Origin of the sequence: Paracoccus sp. J56 (assembly GCF_019633685.1) — a bacterium.
In the GTDB taxonomy this organism is placed as follows: domain Bacteria; phylum Pseudomonadota; class Alphaproteobacteria; order Rhodobacterales; family Rhodobacteraceae; genus Paracoccus; species Paracoccus kondratievae.
The window spans coordinates 143,344-161,894 of record NZ_JAFL01000001.1 but is presented as its reverse complement, the minus strand read 5'-3'; the positions used below and the strand labels follow the sequence as shown (position 1 = coordinate 161,894).

General features: G+C 62.5%; 15 protein-coding genes. 12 read left to right on the top strand and 3 right to left on the bottom strand.

Annotated features, from left to right (window positions below; all coding sequences use genetic code 11):
• Positions 1 to 82: 82 nt before the first annotated feature.
• From carB to phoB, 8 genes are all read left to right on the top strand, one after another.
• The gene (carB, locus tag M511_RS00745) at positions 83 to 3,415 is read left to right on the top strand and encodes a carbamoyl-phosphate synthase large subunit (protein WP_010392520.1); all 3,333 of its coding nucleotides are present in this window, start codon (positions 83 to 85) and stop codon (positions 3,413 to 3,415) included.
• 51 nt (positions 3,416 to 3,466) lie between these two features.
• Complete coding sequence (gene aroC / locus M511_RS00740) at positions 3,467 to 4,567, top strand: chorismate synthase (protein ID WP_085501107.1); 1,101 nt, start codon at positions 3,467 to 3,469, stop codon at positions 4,565 to 4,567.
• A 139-nt stretch (positions 4,568 to 4,706) separates the two neighbouring features.
• A complete protein-coding gene (locus M511_RS00735; RefSeq protein WP_010392518.1) occupies positions 4,707 to 5,735 on the top strand; it encodes a substrate-binding domain-containing protein in 1,029 nt (342 codons plus the stop codon).
• 63 nt (positions 5,736 to 5,798) lie between these two features.
• Positions 5,799 to 6,989 carry a phosphate ABC transporter permease subunit PstC gene (gene pstC / locus M511_RS00730; RefSeq protein WP_010392517.1) on the top strand — a complete coding sequence of 397 codons (1,191 nt, stop codon included), beginning with the start codon at positions 5,799 to 5,801 and terminating at the stop codon, positions 6,987 to 6,989.
• Entirely contained in the window at positions 6,986 to 8,341 is a 1,356-nt protein-coding gene (pstA, locus tag M511_RS00725; protein ID WP_085501106.1) for a phosphate ABC transporter permease PstA, read from the top strand. Before pstC ends, pstA begins: the two co-directional genes overlap by 4 nt.
• A 20-nt stretch (positions 8,342 to 8,361) precedes the next feature.
• Positions 8,362 to 9,159, top strand: a complete 798-nt coding sequence (gene pstB, locus M511_RS00720) for a phosphate ABC transporter ATP-binding protein PstB (RefSeq protein WP_010392514.1) — start codon at positions 8,362 to 8,364, stop codon at positions 9,157 to 9,159.
• Positions 9,160 to 9,176: 17 nt separating this feature from the next.
• Complete coding sequence (phoU, locus tag M511_RS00715) at positions 9,177 to 9,887, top strand: phosphate signaling complex protein PhoU (RefSeq protein WP_010392513.1); 711 nt, start codon at positions 9,177 to 9,179, stop codon at positions 9,885 to 9,887.
• A gap of 3 nt (positions 9,888 to 9,890) precedes the next feature.
• Positions 9,891 to 10,580, top strand: a complete 690-nt coding sequence (phoB, locus tag M511_RS00710) for a phosphate regulon transcriptional regulator PhoB (protein ID WP_010392512.1) — start codon at positions 9,891 to 9,893, stop codon at positions 10,578 to 10,580.
• Positions 10,581 to 10,691: 111 nt separating this feature from the next.
• Here the strand turns inward: phoB and M511_RS19525 are convergent, their stop codons facing one another.
• The 3 genes from M511_RS19525 to tldD form a co-directional block, all read right to left on the bottom strand.
• On the bottom strand, positions 10,692 to 12,794 hold the full coding sequence (locus M511_RS19525) for an OmpA family protein (protein ID WP_085501105.1): 2,103 nt from the start codon (positions 12,792 to 12,794) through the stop codon (positions 10,692 to 10,694).
• Between the two features lie 115 nt (positions 12,795 to 12,909).
• Entirely contained in the window at positions 12,910 to 14,175 is a 1,266-nt protein-coding gene (dprA, locus tag M511_RS00700; protein WP_029371315.1) for a DNA-processing protein DprA, read from the bottom strand.
• Positions 14,176 to 14,274: 99 nt separating this feature from the next.
• Positions 14,275 to 15,696, bottom strand: a complete 1,422-nt coding sequence (tldD, locus tag M511_RS00695; protein WP_010392509.1) for a metalloprotease TldD — start codon at positions 15,694 to 15,696, stop codon at positions 14,275 to 14,277.
• Positions 15,697 to 15,858: 162 nt separating this feature from the next.
• Between tldD and coxB the strand changes: the two genes are divergently transcribed.
• Genes coxB through M511_RS00675 form a run of 4 tightly spaced genes read left to right on the top strand, consistent with a single transcriptional unit; the run spans position 15,859 to position 18,541 of the window.
• Positions 15,859 to 16,755 (top strand): cytochrome c oxidase subunit II, encoded by an 897-nt coding sequence (gene coxB / locus M511_RS00690; protein WP_010392508.1) that lies wholly within the window; start codon positions 15,859 to 15,861, stop codon positions 16,753 to 16,755.
• A gap of 9 nt (positions 16,756 to 16,764) precedes the next feature.
• Positions 16,765 to 17,682, top strand: a complete 918-nt coding sequence (gene cyoE / locus M511_RS00685) for a heme o synthase (RefSeq protein ID WP_010392507.1) — start codon at positions 16,765 to 16,767, stop codon at positions 17,680 to 17,682.
• Positions 17,682 to 17,957, top strand: coding sequence for a hypothetical protein (locus M511_RS00680; protein ID WP_010392506.1), 276 nt, complete (start codon positions 17,682 to 17,684; stop codon positions 17,955 to 17,957). The genes cyoE and M511_RS00680 overlap by 1 nt, the downstream gene beginning before the upstream one ends.
• Entirely contained in the window at positions 17,954 to 18,541 is a 588-nt protein-coding gene (locus tag M511_RS00675) for a cytochrome c oxidase assembly protein (protein WP_085501104.1), read from the top strand. The genes M511_RS00680 and M511_RS00675 overlap by 4 nt, the downstream gene beginning before the upstream one ends.
• Positions 18,542 to 18,551: the final 10 nt, after the last annotated feature.

Here is an 18,551-nt window from a genome sequence, read left to right as displayed (position 1 = left end):
GGCACGGCGCGGACCCTTGCGACTTTGACGGCCTTGGCTATAACCCCGGACGATTTATCAGCCGCCAGCCCGAGGGACCGCCATGCCGAAAAGAACCGATATCAAATCCATCCTGATCATCGGTGCCGGTCCCATCGTCATCGGTCAGGCATGCGAGTTCGACTATTCCGGCGCTCAGGCCTGCAAGGCGCTGCGCGAAGAGGGTTACCGGGTCATCCTGGTGAACTCGAACCCCGCCACGATCATGACCGATCCAGAAATGGCGGATGCAACCTATATCGAGCCGATCACCCCCGAGGTGGTTGAAAAGATCATCGCCAAGGAACGGCCGGACGCGCTTTTGCCGACCATGGGCGGGCAGACCGGGCTGAACACCGCACTGGCGCTGGCCGATGCTGGGGTGCTGAACCGTTACGGTGTCGAGCTGATCGGGGCGCAGCGTGCCGCCATCGAAATGGCCGAAGACCGCAAGCTGTTCCGCGAAGCGATGGAGCGGATCGGGCTGGAAAACCCCCGCGCCACCATCGTTTCGGCGCCCAAACACCCCAATGGCACCTATGATATCGCCGCCGGCATCGCCATTGCGATGGAGGCGCTTGAGGATATCGGCCTGCCCGCGATCATCCGTCCCGCCTTTACCCTTGGTGGTACCGGGGGCGGCGTCGCCTATAACCGTGACGATTACGAACGTATCGTCCGCTCAGGCCTTGAGGCATCCCCGGTTGCGCAGGTGCTGGTCGACGAAAGCCTGCTTGGCTGGAAGGAATACGAGATGGAGGTGGTGCGTGACCGCGCCGACAACGCCATCATCGTCTGCTCGATCGAGAACGTCGACCCGATGGGCGTTCATACTGGCGATTCGATCACCGTCGCACCTGCGCTGACCCTGACCGACCGCGAATATCAGCGTATGCGCAACGGCTCGATCGCCGTGTTGCGCGAAATCGGGGTCGAAACCGGCGGTTCCAACGTCCAATGGGCGATCAACCCCAAGGATGGCCGTATGGTGGTGATCGAGATGAACCCGCGGGTGTCGCGGTCCTCGGCGCTGGCCTCGAAAGCGACGGGCTTTCCCATCGCCAAGATCGCGGCCAAGCTGGCGGTCGGCTATACGCTGGACGAACTGGACAACGACATCACCAAGGTCACCCCGGCCAGCTTTGAGCCCTCGATCGACTATGTCGTGACCAAGATCCCGCGCTTTGCCTTCGAGAAATTCCCCGGCTCAAAGCCCGAGCTGACCACTGCGATGAAGTCGGTGGGCGAGGTCATGGCCATCGGCCGCAGCTTCCATGAATCGCTGCAAAAGGCGCTGGCCTCGATGGAAAACGGGCTGACCGGCCTTGACGATATCGAAATCCCCGGCGCGCCCGACAAGGCGGCGATCATCAAGGCGATCAGCCAGCAGACCCCCGACCGTCTGCGCCTGATTGCTCAGGCCATGCGCCACGGGCTTGGCGACGACGAGATCCAGCACGCTACCGCCTTTGATCCCTGGTTCCTGGCCCGCATCCGCGAGATCGTCGAGGCCGAGGCCGGAGTTCGCGCCTCGGGTCTGCCTGCGGATGCCGAGGGGCTGCGCAAGCTCAAGATGATGGGCTTTACCGACGCGCGTCTGGCCAGGCTTACCAGTAAGTCCGAGGCCGAGATCCGTCAGGCCCGCCGCACCCATGACCTGCACCCGGTCTTTAAGCGCATCGACACCTGCGCGGCCGAGTTTGAGGCCCAGACCCCCTATATGTATTCGACCTATGAGGCCCCGGCGATGGGCGAGGTCGAAAACGAAGCCCGTCCCTCGGACCGCAGGAAGGTGGTGATCCTTGGGGGCGGCCCGAACCGGATCGGTCAGGGGATCGAGTTCGATTACTGCTGCTGCCATGCCTGTTTCGCGCTGACCAAGGCCGGCTACGAAACGATCATGATCAACTGCAACCCCGAGACCGTCTCGACCGACTACGACACCTCGGACCGGCTGTATTTTGAACCGCTGACGATGGAACATGTGCTCGAGATCCTGCGGGTTGAGCAGGAAAACGGCACTTTGCACGGCGTGATCGTCCAGTTCGGTGGCCAGACCCCGCTGAAACTTGCCAATGCGCTTGAGGCAGAGGGGATTCCGATCCTTGGCACCTCGCCCGATGCCATCGACCTTGCCGAGGACCGCGAGCGGTTCCAGAGGCTGCTGAACGATCTGGACCTGAAGCAGCCGGTGAACGGCATCGCCCATTCGGACGCCGAGGCCATCGAGATCGCGCAGCGCATCGGTTTCCCGCTGGTCATCCGTCCCTCTTACGTGCTGGGCGGCCGGGCGATGGAAATCGTGCGCGACATGGATCAGCTCAACCGCTACATCCGTGAGGCGGTGCAGGTTTCGGGCGACAGCCCCGTGCTGCTTGACAGCTATCTTTCCGGTGCAATCGAGGTTGACGTTGACGCGCTGTCGGACGGGAAAACCGTCCATGTCGCCGGTATCATGGAGCATATCGAAGAGGCGGGCGTTCACTCGGGCGACTCGGCCTGTTCGCTGCCTCCCCATACGCTGGATAGCGAGACGATCGCCAGGCTGAAGGTCCAGACCGAGGCGATGGCCAGGGCGCTGAACGTCGTCGGCCTGATGAATGTGCAATTCGCGCTGAAGGACGGCGAGATCTATGTGCTGGAGGTCAACCCGCGCGCCTCGCGTACCGTGCCCTTTGTCGCCAAGGCGACCGACAGTGCCATTGCCTCGATCGCTGCGCGGCTGATGGCGGGTGAGCCTATGTCGAACTTCCCCGTCCGCGCGCCCTATCCCGAAGGGGTCGGCCCCGAAGATGATCTGCCCTTTGCCGATCCGCTGACGCTTGCCGATCCGAACACCCCCTGGTTCTCGGTCAAAGAGGCGGTGCTGCCCTTTGCCCGTTTCCCCGGTGTCGATACCTTGCTTGGCCCCGAGATGCGTTCGACCGGCGAAGTGATGGGTTGGGATCGCAGCTTCCCCCGCGCCTTCCTTAAGGCGCAGATGGGGGCAGGGACGCATCTGCCGAACGGCGGGCTGGTCTTTATTTCGGTCCGTGACGCCGACAAGACGGCTGAGCTGGCCCGCGCGGCGGGCGAGTTGACTGCCATGGGCTTCAAGCTGGTCGCGACCCGCGGCACGGCTGAATTCCTGCGCGGTTCGGGTGTTGAGACCGAACTGGTGAACAAGGTCTATGAGGGCCGTCCGAACATCGTTGACCGGCTGAAAAACGGTGAAATCGCGATGGTTCTGAACACGACCGAGGGCGCGCAGGCCATCGCCGATTCGCGCGAAATCCGGGCCGTGGCGCTGAACGACCGGATTCCCTATTTCACCACAGCGGCGGGCAGCATTGCCGCGGTCGCCGCGATCAAGTCGCGCGGCGAGGGAGAGGTCGGGGTCAGAAGCCTTCAGGCCTAGGCTATTGCCGCCGGGGGCGGTCAACGCTGGTAGAATGGGGATACGGGAACCATGAGCTTTAACACCTTCGGCCGCGTGTTCACCTTTACCACCTGGGGCGAAAGCCACGGTCCCGCGCTTGGCGCGACCGTGGACGGCTGCCCCCCTGGCGTGGCTCTGGACGAAGGCTGGATTCAGCAGTTCCTTGACCGCCGCCGGCCCGGCAGCTCGAAGTTCACTACCCAGCGGCAAGAGCCGGATCAGGTGCGCATCCTGTCGGGCGTGTTCGAGGGTAAGACCACCGGCACGCCGATCCAGCTGATGATCGAGAATACCGATCAGCGCAGCAAGGATTACGGTGACATCGCCCAGGCCTTCCGTCCCGGCCATGCTGATATTGCTTATCACCTGAAATACGGCATCCGTGATTATCGTGGTGGCGGGCGCTCTAGCGCGCGAGAGACCGCGGCGCGGGTCGCGGCGGGGGGCGTGGCACAGGCGGTATTGCGCGATCTGGTCCCGGACCTGCGCATCATCGGCTATATGGTGCAGATGGGTGATCTGCACCTTGACCGGTCACAGTTCGACGCGGATGAGATCGGCCGGAACCCGTTCTTTTTGCCCGATGCCAGCGCCGTTCCGGCGTGGGAGGATTATCTGAACGCGATTCGCAAGGCGCAGAACAGCGTGGGCGCGGCGGTCGAGGTGCTGATTCAGGGCTGTCCGCCCGGTCTTGGCGCCCCCGTCTATGCCAAGCTGGACACTGACCTTGCCGCTGCGATGATGTCGATCAACGCGGTCAAAGGGGTCGAGATCGGCGAGGGCATGGCGGCCGCCGCGCTGACCGGCACTGCTAATGCCGATGAAATCCGTATGGGTAACGATGGTCCGCGCTTTTTGTCGAATCATGCCGGGGGGATTCTGGGCGGAATCTCGACCGGGCAGGACATTGTCGTGCGATTCGCGGTCAAACCGACCAGTTCGATCCTGACCCCGCGTCGCACCATCAATCAGCGCGGCGAAGAAATCGAGCTGATTACCAAAGGCCGTCATGATCCCTGCGTCGGCATCCGTGCTGTGCCGATTGCAGAGGCGATGGCTGCCTGCGTGATTCTGGATCACCTGCTGCTCGACCGGGCGCAGACGGGGGGACAGCGCGGCCGTATTGGCTAAGCGGATCTGCCTGGGTGCGAAAATCATCTTCGCCGCGATTGTCGCTGAACTGTTACATTTCTTTCGCATAACCGTCGCACCGCCGTTCTAGAGAACGCGCAGGCCGAATCCGGCCAGATGAAATGTCAGGAGTGATCCGATGAAATCCGCGAAACTCACTGTGTCGGCGCTGGCCGTGATCGCCGCCTCGGCCACGGCTGCGGCCGCCCGCGACCAGATCCAGATCTCGGGCTCGTCCACGGTGCTGCCCTATGCGACCATCGTTGCCGAAGCCTTTGGCGAGAACACCGACTTTCCGACCCCGGTGGTCGAATCGGGTGGTTCTTCGGCGGGGCTCAAGAAATTCTGCGAGGGCGTGGGCGAGAACACGATCGACATCGCCAATGCATCGCGTCCGATCAAGGACAGCGAAAAAGAGGCCTGCAAGGCCGCCGGCGTGACCGAGATCATGGAAGTGCGCATCGGTTACGACGGGATCGTCTTTGCCAGCGACATCTCGGGTAACGACTTCGCCTTTACCTCTGCAGATTGGTTCAACGCGCTGTCGGCTCAGGTGGTCAAGGACGGCAAGGTCGTCGCCAACCCCTACACCAAATGGAGCGAGATCCGCGCCGATCTGCCCGATCAGGAAATCCTTGCCTTTATCCCGGGCACCAAGCACGGCACCCGCGAAGTGTTCGAGGAAAAGGTCATCGCCGCGGGCTGCAAGGAATCGGGTGCGGCCGAGGTCTTTAACACCGAGCTTGGCGAAGAGGCCGGCGAACAAGCCTGTCTGAGCCTGCGCACCGATGGCAAATCGGTCGATATCGACGGCGACTATACCGAGACGCTGGCCCGTATCCAGTCGGCCAAGAATGGCATCGGCGTCTTTGGCCTGTCGTTTTATGAAAACAACACCGACAAGCTGAAAGTCGCGACCATCGGCGGCATCCAGCCCTCGACCGAAAGCATCGCTTCGGGTGAATATCCGGTGTCGCGTCCGCTGTACTTCTATCTCAAGAAACAGCACATCGGCACGGTCCCGGGGCTGAAGGAGTTCGCGGAATTCTTCGTCTCGGACGATCTCGCCGGTGCCGGGGGGCCGCTTGCCAGCTATGGGCTGGTCGCTGATCCCGAACTTGCCGCCACCCAAAAGGCGGTGGCTGATGAAGTGACCATCGCGCAGTAACGCGACCTCCGGGCGCGGGCAGACGGCCCGCGCCTTTCCGCTTTCCTGTCTTGAGGGCTATAGATGCCTGTCTCATGGACTTTGCTGATTGTCCTTGCCCTGGCGGCCGTCGGCTATGTCGTTACCCGTGCCCGTGCCATCGCGCAGGCTGGTGGCGATGTGCGGCGCCTTCATTCCCGACCCAGTTATCACGGCTGGCATGCGGCGCTGTTGACGGCGCTGCCGGCGCTGTTTCTGATCGCCATCTGGCGGTTTGTGCAGCCCTCGGCAGAGGTGACGCCACTGACACCGCTGGCGCTGCTGCTTGCTGCGGCCGGGCTGGCCTTTGCGCTTATCCGTACCGCACCCGGTTTTCGCGCCCGTAACGCAGTCGAAAGCATGGTCAAAGGGCTGCTGATCCTGTGTTCGATCATCGCCATTCTGACCACCGCAGGCATCGTATTTTCGATGCTGTTCGAGACAGGGCATTTCTTCCAGAAATATTCCTGGCAGGACTTTTTCTTTGGCACCACCTGGTCGCCCAAATTCGGCGGAGGCTCACAGCTGGGCATCCTGCCGCTGTTGTGGGGGACGATCTACATTTCGCTGATCGCACTGGCCGTCTCGGTCCCGATTGGGCTTTTTGCGGCGATCTATATGTCGGAATACGCCTCTGTACGGCTGCGCAGCGTCGCCAAGCCGGCAATCGAGGTGCTCGCCGGTATTCCGACCATTGTTTACGGTCTCTTTGCCCTGATCACGGTTGGCCCGGCGCTGCGTGACTGGTTCGCCCAGCCGATGGGGTTGGGCAGTTCCGCCTCATCGGTGATGACGGCGGGCCTTGTCATGGGGATCATGCTGATCCCCTTTGTCAGCTCGCTTTCCGATGACATCATCAATGCCGTACCGCAAAGCCTGCGTGACGGCGCGCTTGGTCTGGGCTCGACCCAGTCCGAAACGGTGCGCAAGGTGGTTCTGCCTGCTGCGCTGCCCGGTATCGTGGGCGCGGTCCTGCTGGCCGCCTCGCGCGCTATTGGCGAGACGATGATCGTCGTTCTTGGGGCAGGGGCTGCGGCGCGCATGGACCTGAACCCGTTCGAGGCCATGACCACCATCACGGTCAAGATTGTCAGCCAGCTGACCGGCGACAACGACTTTGCTGCGCCCGAAACGCTTGTCGCCTTTGCACTGGGTCTGACGCTGTTTGTCACCACGCTGGTTCTGAACATTGTCGCCCTTTACGTCGTGCGCAAATACCGGGAGCAATACGAATGAGCGACGCTACCATTGAAGGGACGCCCCGCGCGACCCAGCCCAAGTCCTCGCTTTTGGTTGCTGATCCGCACACGCGCCGGCGCCACGCAGCCGAGGCCCGCTTCCGCGCCTATGGTCTGGGCGCCATTGTGATCTCGATGGTCATGCTGGTGGTGCTGCTGTTCACCATCCTGACCGGCGGTATCGGGGCATTTCGCCAGACCTATCTGGAGATCCCGGTCACGCTGGAGGACGCCCAGCTTGACAAGAACGGCAACCGTGACCCTGCGGATCTGCGCAAGGTCCTGACCCTGACCTATGGCAAGCTTTTGCAGCAATCGCTGGAAAAGGTGGTTGCCGATAAGGGCATCGCAATTGCCGATCTGTCGGCCAAGGATCTGTCGGGCCTGATCTCGAAAGAGGCCCCGGCGCGGCTGCGCGATCAGGTGCTGGCGAACCCCGATCTGATCGGCCAGACCATCACTGCCCGCGTGCTGGTGAACGGGCGGATCGACGGCTATTACAAGGGCCGTGTCACGATGGACAGCGCGCTGCGCGACGCCAATACCTCGCCCGCGCAGCTGCAACTTGCCGATGCGCTGAAGGCACAGGGGATGCTGGCGACCAAATGGAACTGGTCGTTCCTGACCAGCCCGGACGCCTCGGACCAACGGCCCGAGGCTGCGGGTGTCGGTATCGCCATTCTCGGGTCGCTTTACATGATGCTGGTGGTGCTGGTGCTTGCGGTGCCGATTGGCGTCGCTGCCTCGATCTATCTTGAGGAATTCGCGCCCAAGAACCGCTGGACCGACATTATCGAGGTGAATATCTCGAACCTTGCAGCGGTGCCGTCGATCGTCTTTGGTATCCTTGGCCTTGCCGCCTTCATCAATTTTGGGGGCCTGCCGCAATCGGCACCCATCGTCGGCGGCCTGGTGCTGACACTGATGACCTTGCCGACCATAATCATCGCTACCCGCGCCGCCCTTAAGGCAGTGCCGCCTTCGATCCGCGATGCGGCGCTGGGGGTCGGGGCTTCGCGGATGCAGTCCGTTTTTCACCATGTCCTGCCGCTTGCCATGCCGGGTATCCTGACCGGCACCATCATCGGCATGGCGCAGGCTTTGGGCGAGACCGCGCCGCTGCTGCTGATTGGCATGGTGGCTTTCGTCAAGAACTTCCCCTCGGCCCCGCCCGAAGGGCTGTTCGAACCCGCCTCGGCCCTGCCGGTGCAGGTCTATAACTGGACCCAGCGCGCCGACCCCGCCTTTATCGAGCGGGCCTCGGGGGCAATCATCGTGCTGCTGGTGTTCCTGCTTTGCATGAACGTGCTGGCCATTCTCTTGCGCCGCAGATTCGAGCGCCGGTGGTAAACTCGGGAAGGAGCCCCGATATGAACGACATGACACTTCTGGAGCGCAGCGTGGAGCAGACAGAAATCAAGATTTCGGCGCAGGACGTGCAGGTCTGGTACGGCGAAAAGCATGCGATCAAGGATGTTAACGTCGACCTGCTGGATAAGACCGTGACCGCCTTTATCGGTCCTTCGGGTTGCGGAAAATCAACCTTCCTGCGCTGTCTGAATCGTATGAACGACACGATCGAAAGCTGTCGTGTCGGCGGACGGATTGCGCTTGATGGCGAGGATATCTACGACCGCCGCGTCGATCCGGTGCAGTTGCGCGCACGCGTCGGAATGGTGTTTCAAAAACCGAACCCCTTTCCGAAATCTATCTATGACAATGTCGCTTATGGACCGCGTATCCACGGGCTTGCTCGCAACCGCGCCGAACTGGACGAAATTGTCGAAAAATCGCTGCGCGGCGCGGCGCTGTGGAATGAGGTCAAGGACCGTCTGGGCGAACCGGGCACCGGTCTGTCGGGTGGCCAGCAACAGCGGCTTTGCATTGCGCGGGCGGTTGCGACCCAGCCAGAGGTCCTGCTGATGGATGAGCCCTGTTCGGCACTGGACCCCATCGCCACCAGCCAGGTCGAGGAGCTGATCGACCAGCTGCGGGCCGAATTTTCGGTGGTGATCGTCACCCATTCGATGCAGCAGGCCGCGCGCGTCAGTCAAAAGACGGCCTTCTTCCATCTCGGCAATCTGGTGGAATACGGCAACACCGACGACATTTTTACCAATCCCCGCGACCCGCGGACGGAAAGCTACATTTCAGGCCGCATCGGCTGAGCCGGAAGGGAACTGACATGAATAACGAACGCCATATCCTGTCCGCCTTTGACCGCGATCTGGAAACCGTCCAGGCTTTGGTGGTCAAGATGGGCGGCATGGTCGAAAGCGCCATCCATGATTCGGCCATCGCGCTGGAGGCCCGTGACGGCGAACTGGCCGACGACATCCGCCGCCGCGACAAGGCCATCGATGAGCTTGAGTTGCAGATCAACGAAGAGGCGGCTCGTCTGATCGCGCTGCGCGCGCCGCGGGCTACTGATCTGCGCACGGTGCTGTCGGTGATCAAGATCTCGGCCATTCTTGAACGCGTTGGCGATTACGCCAAAAACATCGCAAAACGCAGCGATGTTCTGGCCGAGATGCCGGAGATCGAGGGGGCCGGCATGGCGCTGCGTCGCATGTCCGCCACGGTCGAGGCGATGATGAAGGACGCTCTGGACAGCTATATCCAGCGCGACGTTGCGCTGGCCGCCGACGTGCGCAAGCGCGATCTGGAGGTGGATCAGATGTATAACGCGCTGTTTCGCGAGTTCCTGACCCATATGATGGAGGATCCGCGTAACATCACCGCCTGCATGCATCTGCATTTCATCGCCAAGAACATCGAACGCATGGGCGACCACGCCACCGGCATTGCCGAGCAGGTGATCTATCTTGCCACTGGTGAGCTGCCCGATGATCCGCGTCCCAAGGGCGAAAGCGTTCCGCGAATTGGGGGGGCTTGATACATGGCACAGACGCAACCCTGTGTCCTGGTTGTTGAGGACGAAGGCGCGCAGCGCGAAGTGCTGAAATACAACCTTGAAGCCGAAGGTTTCGGCGTCGTGCTGGCCGAAAACGGGGATGAGGCGATGCTGCTTATCGCCGAGGAACAGCCCGACCTGATCGTTCTGGACTGGATGTTGCCCAATGTCAGCGGCATCGAGGTTTGCCGCCGGGTCAAGGCCGACCCCGTGACGCGTCAGATCCCGATCATCATGCTGTCCGCCCGTTCCGAAGAGGTGGATCGTGTGCGCGGGCTTGAGACCGGCGCCGACGACTATGTGGTCAAGCCATATTCGGTGGTCGAACTTATGGCGCGGCTGCGCACCCAGCTGCGTCGCACCCGCCCGGCCTCGATGGGCGAAAGGCTGACTTTTGGCGACATCATCCTTGATGCGGGGGAACATCGCGTGTTCCGCGCCGGCCAGCCCCTGCATCTGGGACCGACCGAATTCCGCCTGTTGTCCACGCTGATGGAAAAGCCGGGTCGGGTCTGGTCGCGAGAACAGCTTCTTGACCGGGTTTGGGGGCGCGATATCTATGTCGACACCCGCACCATTGATGTCCATGTTGGCCGCCTGCGCAAGGCGCTGATGGCCAACGGCGGCGACAATCCCGTACGTACGGTGCGCGGCACCGGCTATTCGCTGGGCTGATCTGTCAGTCCGGGCTTGCCGGGGGGGGGATGCAGGCCGCGGCGTTTCACCGCGGCCTTTTTTTGCTTCCACCCGCTTCGGTCGATGCAGGTGGGGGGCTCCAGCCTTGCGTTAACGTTGTGCAAGCAGGTCGGTGATCCGTCGTACGGCGACGCGGCGGTTCTGACGCTCAGCCTCGGTGGTCGGGATCAACAGGAACTGTTCACCATAGCCCTGCACGACCATGTTTTCAGGCGGGACTTCAAAATATTCAGTCAGCGCCAGCGCCACTGATTCTGCCCGCCGGTCCGACAACGCAAGGTTAGCCGCATCCGAACCGATTGCGTCGGTATAGCCCTCGATCAGATAAATCTCGCGCGGGTTCTGACCGATACTGTCACGAATCACCTTGCCCAAGGCTGCCAGCTCTTGTGCCTGATCGGGCGTGATCGCCGCCGACCCGGTGTCAAAGGTGATCTGGGGCAGGTTCACCGGTGCGACCAGGGCCCGGACCTCGGGGATGTCGCGGACCTGGCTAAGGCTGAACCGGCGATCCACTGATGCCTCGCGATATAGCGCGTCGCGCAAGGCTGCCTCATCCAGACGGTCATGGTTGATGCGCACTGGTGGCGGGGCAGGCAGGGTCGAGATCTGAACCGGTTGTGCCTCGGTATCGTCGATCAGCCGGGTCTCTGTCCCGTCGGTGGCCAACAGCGTGCGGCGCAGGATATTCATATCCGCGTCCCGAATGGTGACGACACGGCTGCCATCGGCGCGCAGGACCGTGGTCCGGGTAGACCCGTCATCGAAAGTCTCGGTGCGCACGTTCGAACCGGGCTGATAGAGCAGGGCGTTGTCATCCTTGATCACCTGCTGGCTGCCGTCAGGTAGTGTGACCACCACCCGGTCCCCGGTGTTCAGGGCCACCTGCCGGTCGTTCGACAGCATCTTGCCGACAGCAAAACCGGCCGCACCCGCCAGCAACAGTTTGGCGATGTCATTGTCGTTATCATCGTCACGGGCTTCCTTGGGCTGTGGATCAGCTGGTTGAGCCTGCAGACCTTCGGCGACCGAGGTGGCAAAATCTTCGGCCGAGCTGCGCGCGTTATCCTTGGTGATCTGTACTTCCTGCGCCTCACCTTTGCCCGCCTCTTCCTCATCTCCGGCAGAGAGCGCGGTAGCCGTGGGCGGGGTGATTTTTTCGGCCGCACGCTGTGCCAGCGCATTCGGCTCGACCCTTGCTTCGGGGGCTTCGACCTCGGTTGTCTGCTCCGATGCCGGCTGATCTTTGCTGGCCTGACTGGAGGGCTCTGCCTCTTTGGTGGTTTGGGCCTGTTCTTTCAGACGCTCCTCGAGCTCTTTTGCATTTGGCTGTTCTTCATCCTCAGCCGCTGCTTCTTTGGGACCGGTGCTGCTGCTATTCGTATCGGGCACCTGCTGTTGCAGGTGGTGCTCAAGCTCTGGTGCGTCCGGGGTGTCAGGGGAGGGGCTGTCGGCGGTCCGTTTAGGGGTCGGCCGTGGCTCTGCGGATTGATTTGGGTCAGGCGCTGACTGGCCGGCAGCCTCCGCGTTACTCTCGTTCGACGAAGAACCAGCGGGCGCGGTCTGTTGCACCGGCGCAGGTTCCAGTTGCGGTTCATCGCCTTGTTCAGACTGCTCTGCGGAGGTCTTGCTGGCGCTGTCGCCTTCAGTGGTTTCGGCGCTTGTTTCCTGCATCGCCCGCTCAGCCTTTATGGACGGCTTTGCATTCGGGGCGGGGTCAGCAGCAGTAACCGCTTCAGAATTATCCGGCTTTGGTTCGGGTTGAGCGCCCGTAATACCCTCTGCTGTCGCGGGAGCAGTCTCAGGCCGGGTGACGGGCTCTTGCGCCTGTACCACAGGCGGCTTGGGGGCGGGTTCTTTGGCCTGCGTCACCTCGGGCTTTGCCGGCGGCGCTACCGGCGCTGCTTGCTCCGGCAAGGCCTGCGCATCCTCGGGCTGGTCCGCAGCAGCAGCCTCGCCCTGGGGCTGTTCGCTGGCTGCTTTGGTCGTATCCTCTGGCACGGCTGTGCTCTCTGTCGGGGTGGCCTCCTGGACTTCCTCCGCAGCCTCTTGCGGCTCCGCGGGCTGGTCGTTGGAAAGGACGGCTTGCTCATCGGCCGTCGTATCCTGATCGTCCTGCGCTACTGCCAACTGCGGGGCGATCAGGGACAGGCAGGTCGCAAGGGCGGTTGTCGTTTTGTAAATGCGGCGCATGTCGGTCCTCTTCCGATGGTCGCGTGATCACCAGTCAACCACCGCTTGCTAAGCGGGGTTCCTGAACAAGCCCGTGACCGCCTTGTGATCGGAACAAGTCCGCCGGTCGTACACGTCAGGCGTCACATCGGGCTAGCCTGCCGCCAGGCATGCGCTGGACGCGGCCAGAAAGCTCTAGCGCGAGAATCGCGGGGGCCAGGGCTGCGGCTGGCATGCCGAGATCGCGGATAAGCATATTTTCCTCGGTCGGGCTGGGTCCAAGGCGGGCGAGAATGCGGGCCTCCAGATCCACCGGGCCACCTGCGTCGCGCAGACGGTATGGCGCTGGCTTGTTGTGGGGCCGATGTCCGAGGCTGGCAAGGCGTTCTGCGACTGCGGCAGGTTGCAGGGCGCGTGCGCGTGTCATGACCGGGGCGGGTGCCGGCGTAGCTGGGGTGAAGCTGTGCTCGGCAGGTTCTGCCGGATTTTGCGCCGGGGCACGGCGGTCATTGGTCTGCAAACCGGCCAGCACATCGGCCGAATTACGCACCAGCAGGGCGCCATCACGGATCAGGGTGTTACAGCCTGCGGCGCGCGCATCCATCGGATGGCCCGGCACTGCCATAACCTCGCGCCCCTGATCCAGCGCGCAGCGTGCTGTAATCAGGCTGCCCGAACGATGCGCAGCCTCGATCACCACCACGGCGCGCGCGAGGCCCGAGATGATGCGGTTGCGAGCCGGGAAGTGCCGCGCGACCGGCTCTATCCCCGGTGGCTGTTCGGTGATCAGCAACCCGGTTTCGCAGATTGCCTCGGCCAGGGCGGTGTTTTCGCCAGGATAGATCTTGTCGATTCCCCCCGCCATGACCGCGATGGTGCCGCGATGCAAAGCTGCCTCATGCGCGATGGTATCGATTCCGCGAGCGAGCCCCGCAATGACCGCCGCCCCAGCCTGAGACAGCCCTGACGCGAGGCCGCGCGCCATGCGCAGCCCAAGCGATGAGGCGTTGCGGGCCCCGATCACTGCTACGGGCAGTCGATCCAGCACGGACATATCGCCGCGTAACCACAGTACAGGCGGTGCCTCGGCGATCTCGCGCAGCAGCGCGGGATATTCCGGGTCATCCCAGGTCAGCAATCGGGCGCCAAGTCGCTGGCCTGCCGCAATCTCGGCCTCAGCGACCGAGGCGGGGCAGGGGGCATAGTCCTGCATTCCTGCCGCGCGGGCGATGCCCGGCAGAGCGGCAAGTGCTGCCTCGGCACTACCATGTTCGGCAAGCAATCGGTGAAAGGTAGCAGGCCCGACCCTGCGCGAACGGATCAGGCGCAGCGCTGCAAGTGCTCCCCCCCGCTGTATCAACGGGGTTCGGTGGTGGTCGAAAGAATGCGATCTTGCCAACATGTCCCATGCCTCTGCCTAATCCGCAGGACAGGTCATGGCATGGCAATCGTTAAGAATGCGTTAGCCGGCAAAAAGTTTTTCACGGCCTGCGAAAATGGCTCAGGCTGCCGAACCGCCGATGGTCAGCCCGCCGAGGCGCAGCGTGGGCAGGCCGACACCGACCGGAACCCATTGCCCCTGCTTGCCGCAGTTGCCGATTCCGGGGTCCAGCGACAGGTCGTTTCCGATTGCGCGGATCTGCTGCAGCGCGGTTGCGCCGTCCCCGATCAGGGTGGCCCCACGGATCGGATCCCCGACCTGACCATTCTTTACCCGATAGGCCTCGGTACAGGAAAAGACGAACTTTCCGTTGGTGATGTCAACCTGACCGCCACCGAAGCCGACAGCGTAGATCCCGTCCTCAAGCCCCGCAAGAATCGAGGCCGGATCCTCGCTTCCTGCCAGCATGAAAGTATTGGTCATGCGCGGCATCGGCGCATGGGCATAGCTCTGGCGGCGGCCGTTGCCGGTCGGCGAGACGCCCATCAGACGGGCGTTCTGGCGGTCCTGCATATAGCCGACCAGAATCCCGTCCTCGATCAGAACGTTGCGGCCGGGGGGCGTGCCCTCGTCATCGACAGAGATCGAGCCGCGGCGGTCAGGAATAGTGCCGTCATCAACAACCGTAACCCCTGGCGCAGCGATGCGCTGACCCATCAGCCCTGCAAAGGCCGAATGCCCCTTGCGGTTGAAATCACCTTCAAGTCCGTGCCCTACGGCCTCGTGCAGCAGGATGCCCGGCCAGCCGGGGCCAAGCACCACATCCATTACGCCCGCGGGCGCGGGGATCGAACGTAGGTTGACCAGTGCGATCCGCAGCGCCTCGCGCACCAGCCCTTGCCAGTGTTCGGGCGCGACAAGGCCGGCAAGTCCGATACGCCCCCCGCCCCCCGCCGTTCCCGACTCGCGCCGCGCGTTCGATTCGACGATGACCGAGACATTCAGCCGAGCCATCGGTCGGGTATCGGTGGCAAGCCCACCTTCGGGGCGCAGGATGGCCACCTCTTGCACCGAGGTCGCAATGCTGGCCGAAACCTGCACCACGCGCGGGTCCAGCCCACGTGCAAAGGCATCAATTTCGCGCAAAAGGGCGACGCGGGAAGCAAAGGGCACGTCCTCGGCCGGGTCGATGGCAGCATAAAGCGGCCGGATCTCACCCCCGGGCGGCAGGGCAAGAGAGCCCCCGCCAGAGCCGACCGCCAGGCGCACCGTCTCGGCCGCTTTTTTCAGTGCGATTTCATTGATTTCCGTCGAATGGGCATAGCCGGTTACATCACCGCGCACGGCGCGCAGGCCAAAGCCCTGTTCGGCGTCATAGCTTGCGGTGCGCAGCCGGCCATCATCATAGACCAGTGCCTCGGAACGTGACCGCTCAAGGAAAAGCTCGCCATCATCGGCACCGGCCAAGGCATCGCGCAGTACACGCAGGGCGCGATCCTGATCCAGATGCGTCTGAAAGGGGGAAAACGAAGCGTCTGCCATGAAACCTGTCCTTGCCTGGAAGCCCGGCCTAGGGGTTTTTTGGTCGGAAGTCGATAGGTATGGCTTGCCCGCCGAGGGAAGATATGGTTGTGGTGCAGCACCGATATGTCGGCGGCTATGAGACCCATGGCCTGCCGGCGGCATGATAGGCAACGGGATGGGATGATGGCAATTGCGACGATGTGCCGCGCGCGGGCGGCGGTGACGGGCCTTGGAGTTGCGACGATGACGGCCGTTCCGGCCATGGCGCAAGAAGTGCTGGGCGAACTGCCCGTAATCGGCAAGCCGGTGAACGGCGCGATGGGCTTCCAGCCGGCTTCGAGCCCGCTGGCGCATGACCAGCAGTGGCTGGATCATTTTGTGCTTTACATCATCGCGGCCGTGACGGTGTTTGTCTGCCTTTTGCTGCTGTACTGCATCGTTCGCTTCAACCGTCGGATGAATCCGGTACCTGCGCGCTTTACGCATAACACTCCGGTCGAGGTGATCTGGACGCTGGTTCCGGTGCTGATCCTGGTTGCGATTGGCGCTTATTCGCTGCCGATCCTGTTCCGCAGCCAAGAGATGCCGAATGACCCCGATCTGGTGATCAAGGCGATCGGGCACCAGTGGTACTGGTCTTATGAATATCCGAATGACGGCGTAGCTTTTGATGCGCTTCTGCTGGAAAAAGACGCGCTGGCCGACGCTGGCTACTCTGAAGACGAATATCTTCTGGCTACCGACAACCCGGTGGTTGTGCCGGTCGGCAAGAAGGTTCTGGTGCAGGTCACCGCAACCGACGTGATTCACAGCTGGACCATTCCGGCCTTTGCCGTAAAGCAGGACGCCGTTCCGGGCCGTATCGCGCAGCTGTGGTTCGAAGTCGACAAAGAAGGCGTCTATTTCGGCCAGTGCTCAGAACTTTGCGGCATCAACCATGCCTATATGCCCATCGTCGTGAAGGCAGTCAGCCAGGAGAAATACGACGCCTGGCTTGCTGGCGCGAAAGAAGAATTCGCCGCCGACGCTTCGGATTACCTGCCGGCCAGCCCGATTCAGCTGGCTTCGGCCGAATAAGGTCGGGCCGTGGCCAATATCAACGCATATGAGGGGCCGGCCGACGCGGGCTTTGGCGATTATGTTGCGCTGCTGAAACCGCGTGTCATGTCGCTGGTGGTGTTCACGGCCTTTGTCGGGCTGTGGATCGCACCGCAGCCGGTCAACCCGTTCGTCGCTTTCTGCGCGGTGCTGTTCATCGCGCTGGGGGGCGGGGCCTCGGGCGCCCTCAATATGTGGTATGACGCCGATATCGACGCCGTGATGCGCCGGACTGCGGGCCGTCCTGTGCCCGCAGGCCGGGTCACCCCGCAAGAGGCGCTGGGTCTTGGCATCGCGCTGTCGGGCCTTTCGGTGATGATGCTGGGTCTGGCCGCGAACTGGTTTGCAGCGGGCTTTCTGGCCTTCACCATCTTTTTCTATGCGGTGATCTATACGATCTGGCTGAAACGCTCGACCCCGCAGAACATCGTCATTGGTGGCGCAGCGGGGGCTTTCCCTCCGATGATCGGCTGGGCCTGCGCAACCGGGGGCATCAGCATCGAATCGCTGCTGATGTTTGCACTGATCTTCTTTTGGACGCCGCCGCATTTCTGGGCGCTGGCGCTCTTTATGAACGACGACTATTCCAAGGCCGGCGTGCCGATGCTGACGGTGACCCATGGCCGCAAGGTCACGCGCCGCCACATCTTTGCCTATACGCTGGTGCTGGCGCCGTTCGCGATCTGGCTGGGGTTCACCTCGGTCGGCGGGCCGCTTTATCTGGCGGTGTCGGTGGTGCTGAACGCGCTCTTTATCCTTGGTGGATGGCGTATCCTGTGCCGTGACGAAGAGCAGGCGCAGGCCGACGGCTATCGTGTCGAAAAGCGCTATTTCCGGCTTTCACTCTATTACACTTTCCTGCATTTCCTCGCGCTTCTTTTGCAACATTGGGTCGGGGGATGGTGATGCTGCAGCGGGTTGAACACGAATTGCACAGGCGCCGTCGCAGCCGCAACATCGGTCTGCTGGTGGTGCTTCTGGCCTTTGTCGTACTGGTTTTTGGCCTGTCGGTGGTCAAAATTACCCAGGGCGATATGATGCAAGGCTACGATCACCGTCCGCGCGCTTCGATGCTGCCCCGGGACCCGAACCCGCCAGCGCCGAACGCAGGCCCGGTGGCCGCGCCCGGAACTCCGGCCGCAGCCGGCGGGCCGGACGCAGCCGCAGGAGGTCAGCCATGAGCGGGCAGGAAAAACGGTCAAACGGGCGCACGGTCGCGATCCTTTTGGGGGTTGCGGTGCTGATGGGCGCGCTGTCCTGGGCGGCGGTGCCGTTTTATTCCTGGTTCTGCCGGGTAACAGGCTTTGCCGGCACGACCAACGTTGCCGAGGCCGCTTCGGATACTGTGCTTGAGGAAAAGATCCGCGTGCGCTTTGATGCCAACGTGGACCCGAACCTTGGCTGGACGTTCCGCCCGATGCAGCGCGAAATGGAGCTGCGCATAGGCGAGAATGCTCTGGCCTTCTACGAGGCGGTCAACAACACCGACGAGCCCATTACCGGGACGGCGAGCTATAACGTTGCGCCGGATGCCGCGGGCTATTTCTTTAACAAGATTGACTGCTTCTGCTTTACCGAGCAGACCTTGCAGCCGGGTGAGCGGGTCGAGATGCCGGTCAGCTTCTTTGTTGACGCTGATCTGGTCAATGACCGCGATGCGGGACGCATCCGCGACATCACCCTGTCCTACACCTTCCACCGGACCGATCCTCCGGCACCGCAGCAAGCGGCGCTGGACCACGAGACGGAACCGACCGTAAACTGAGCAACACGAA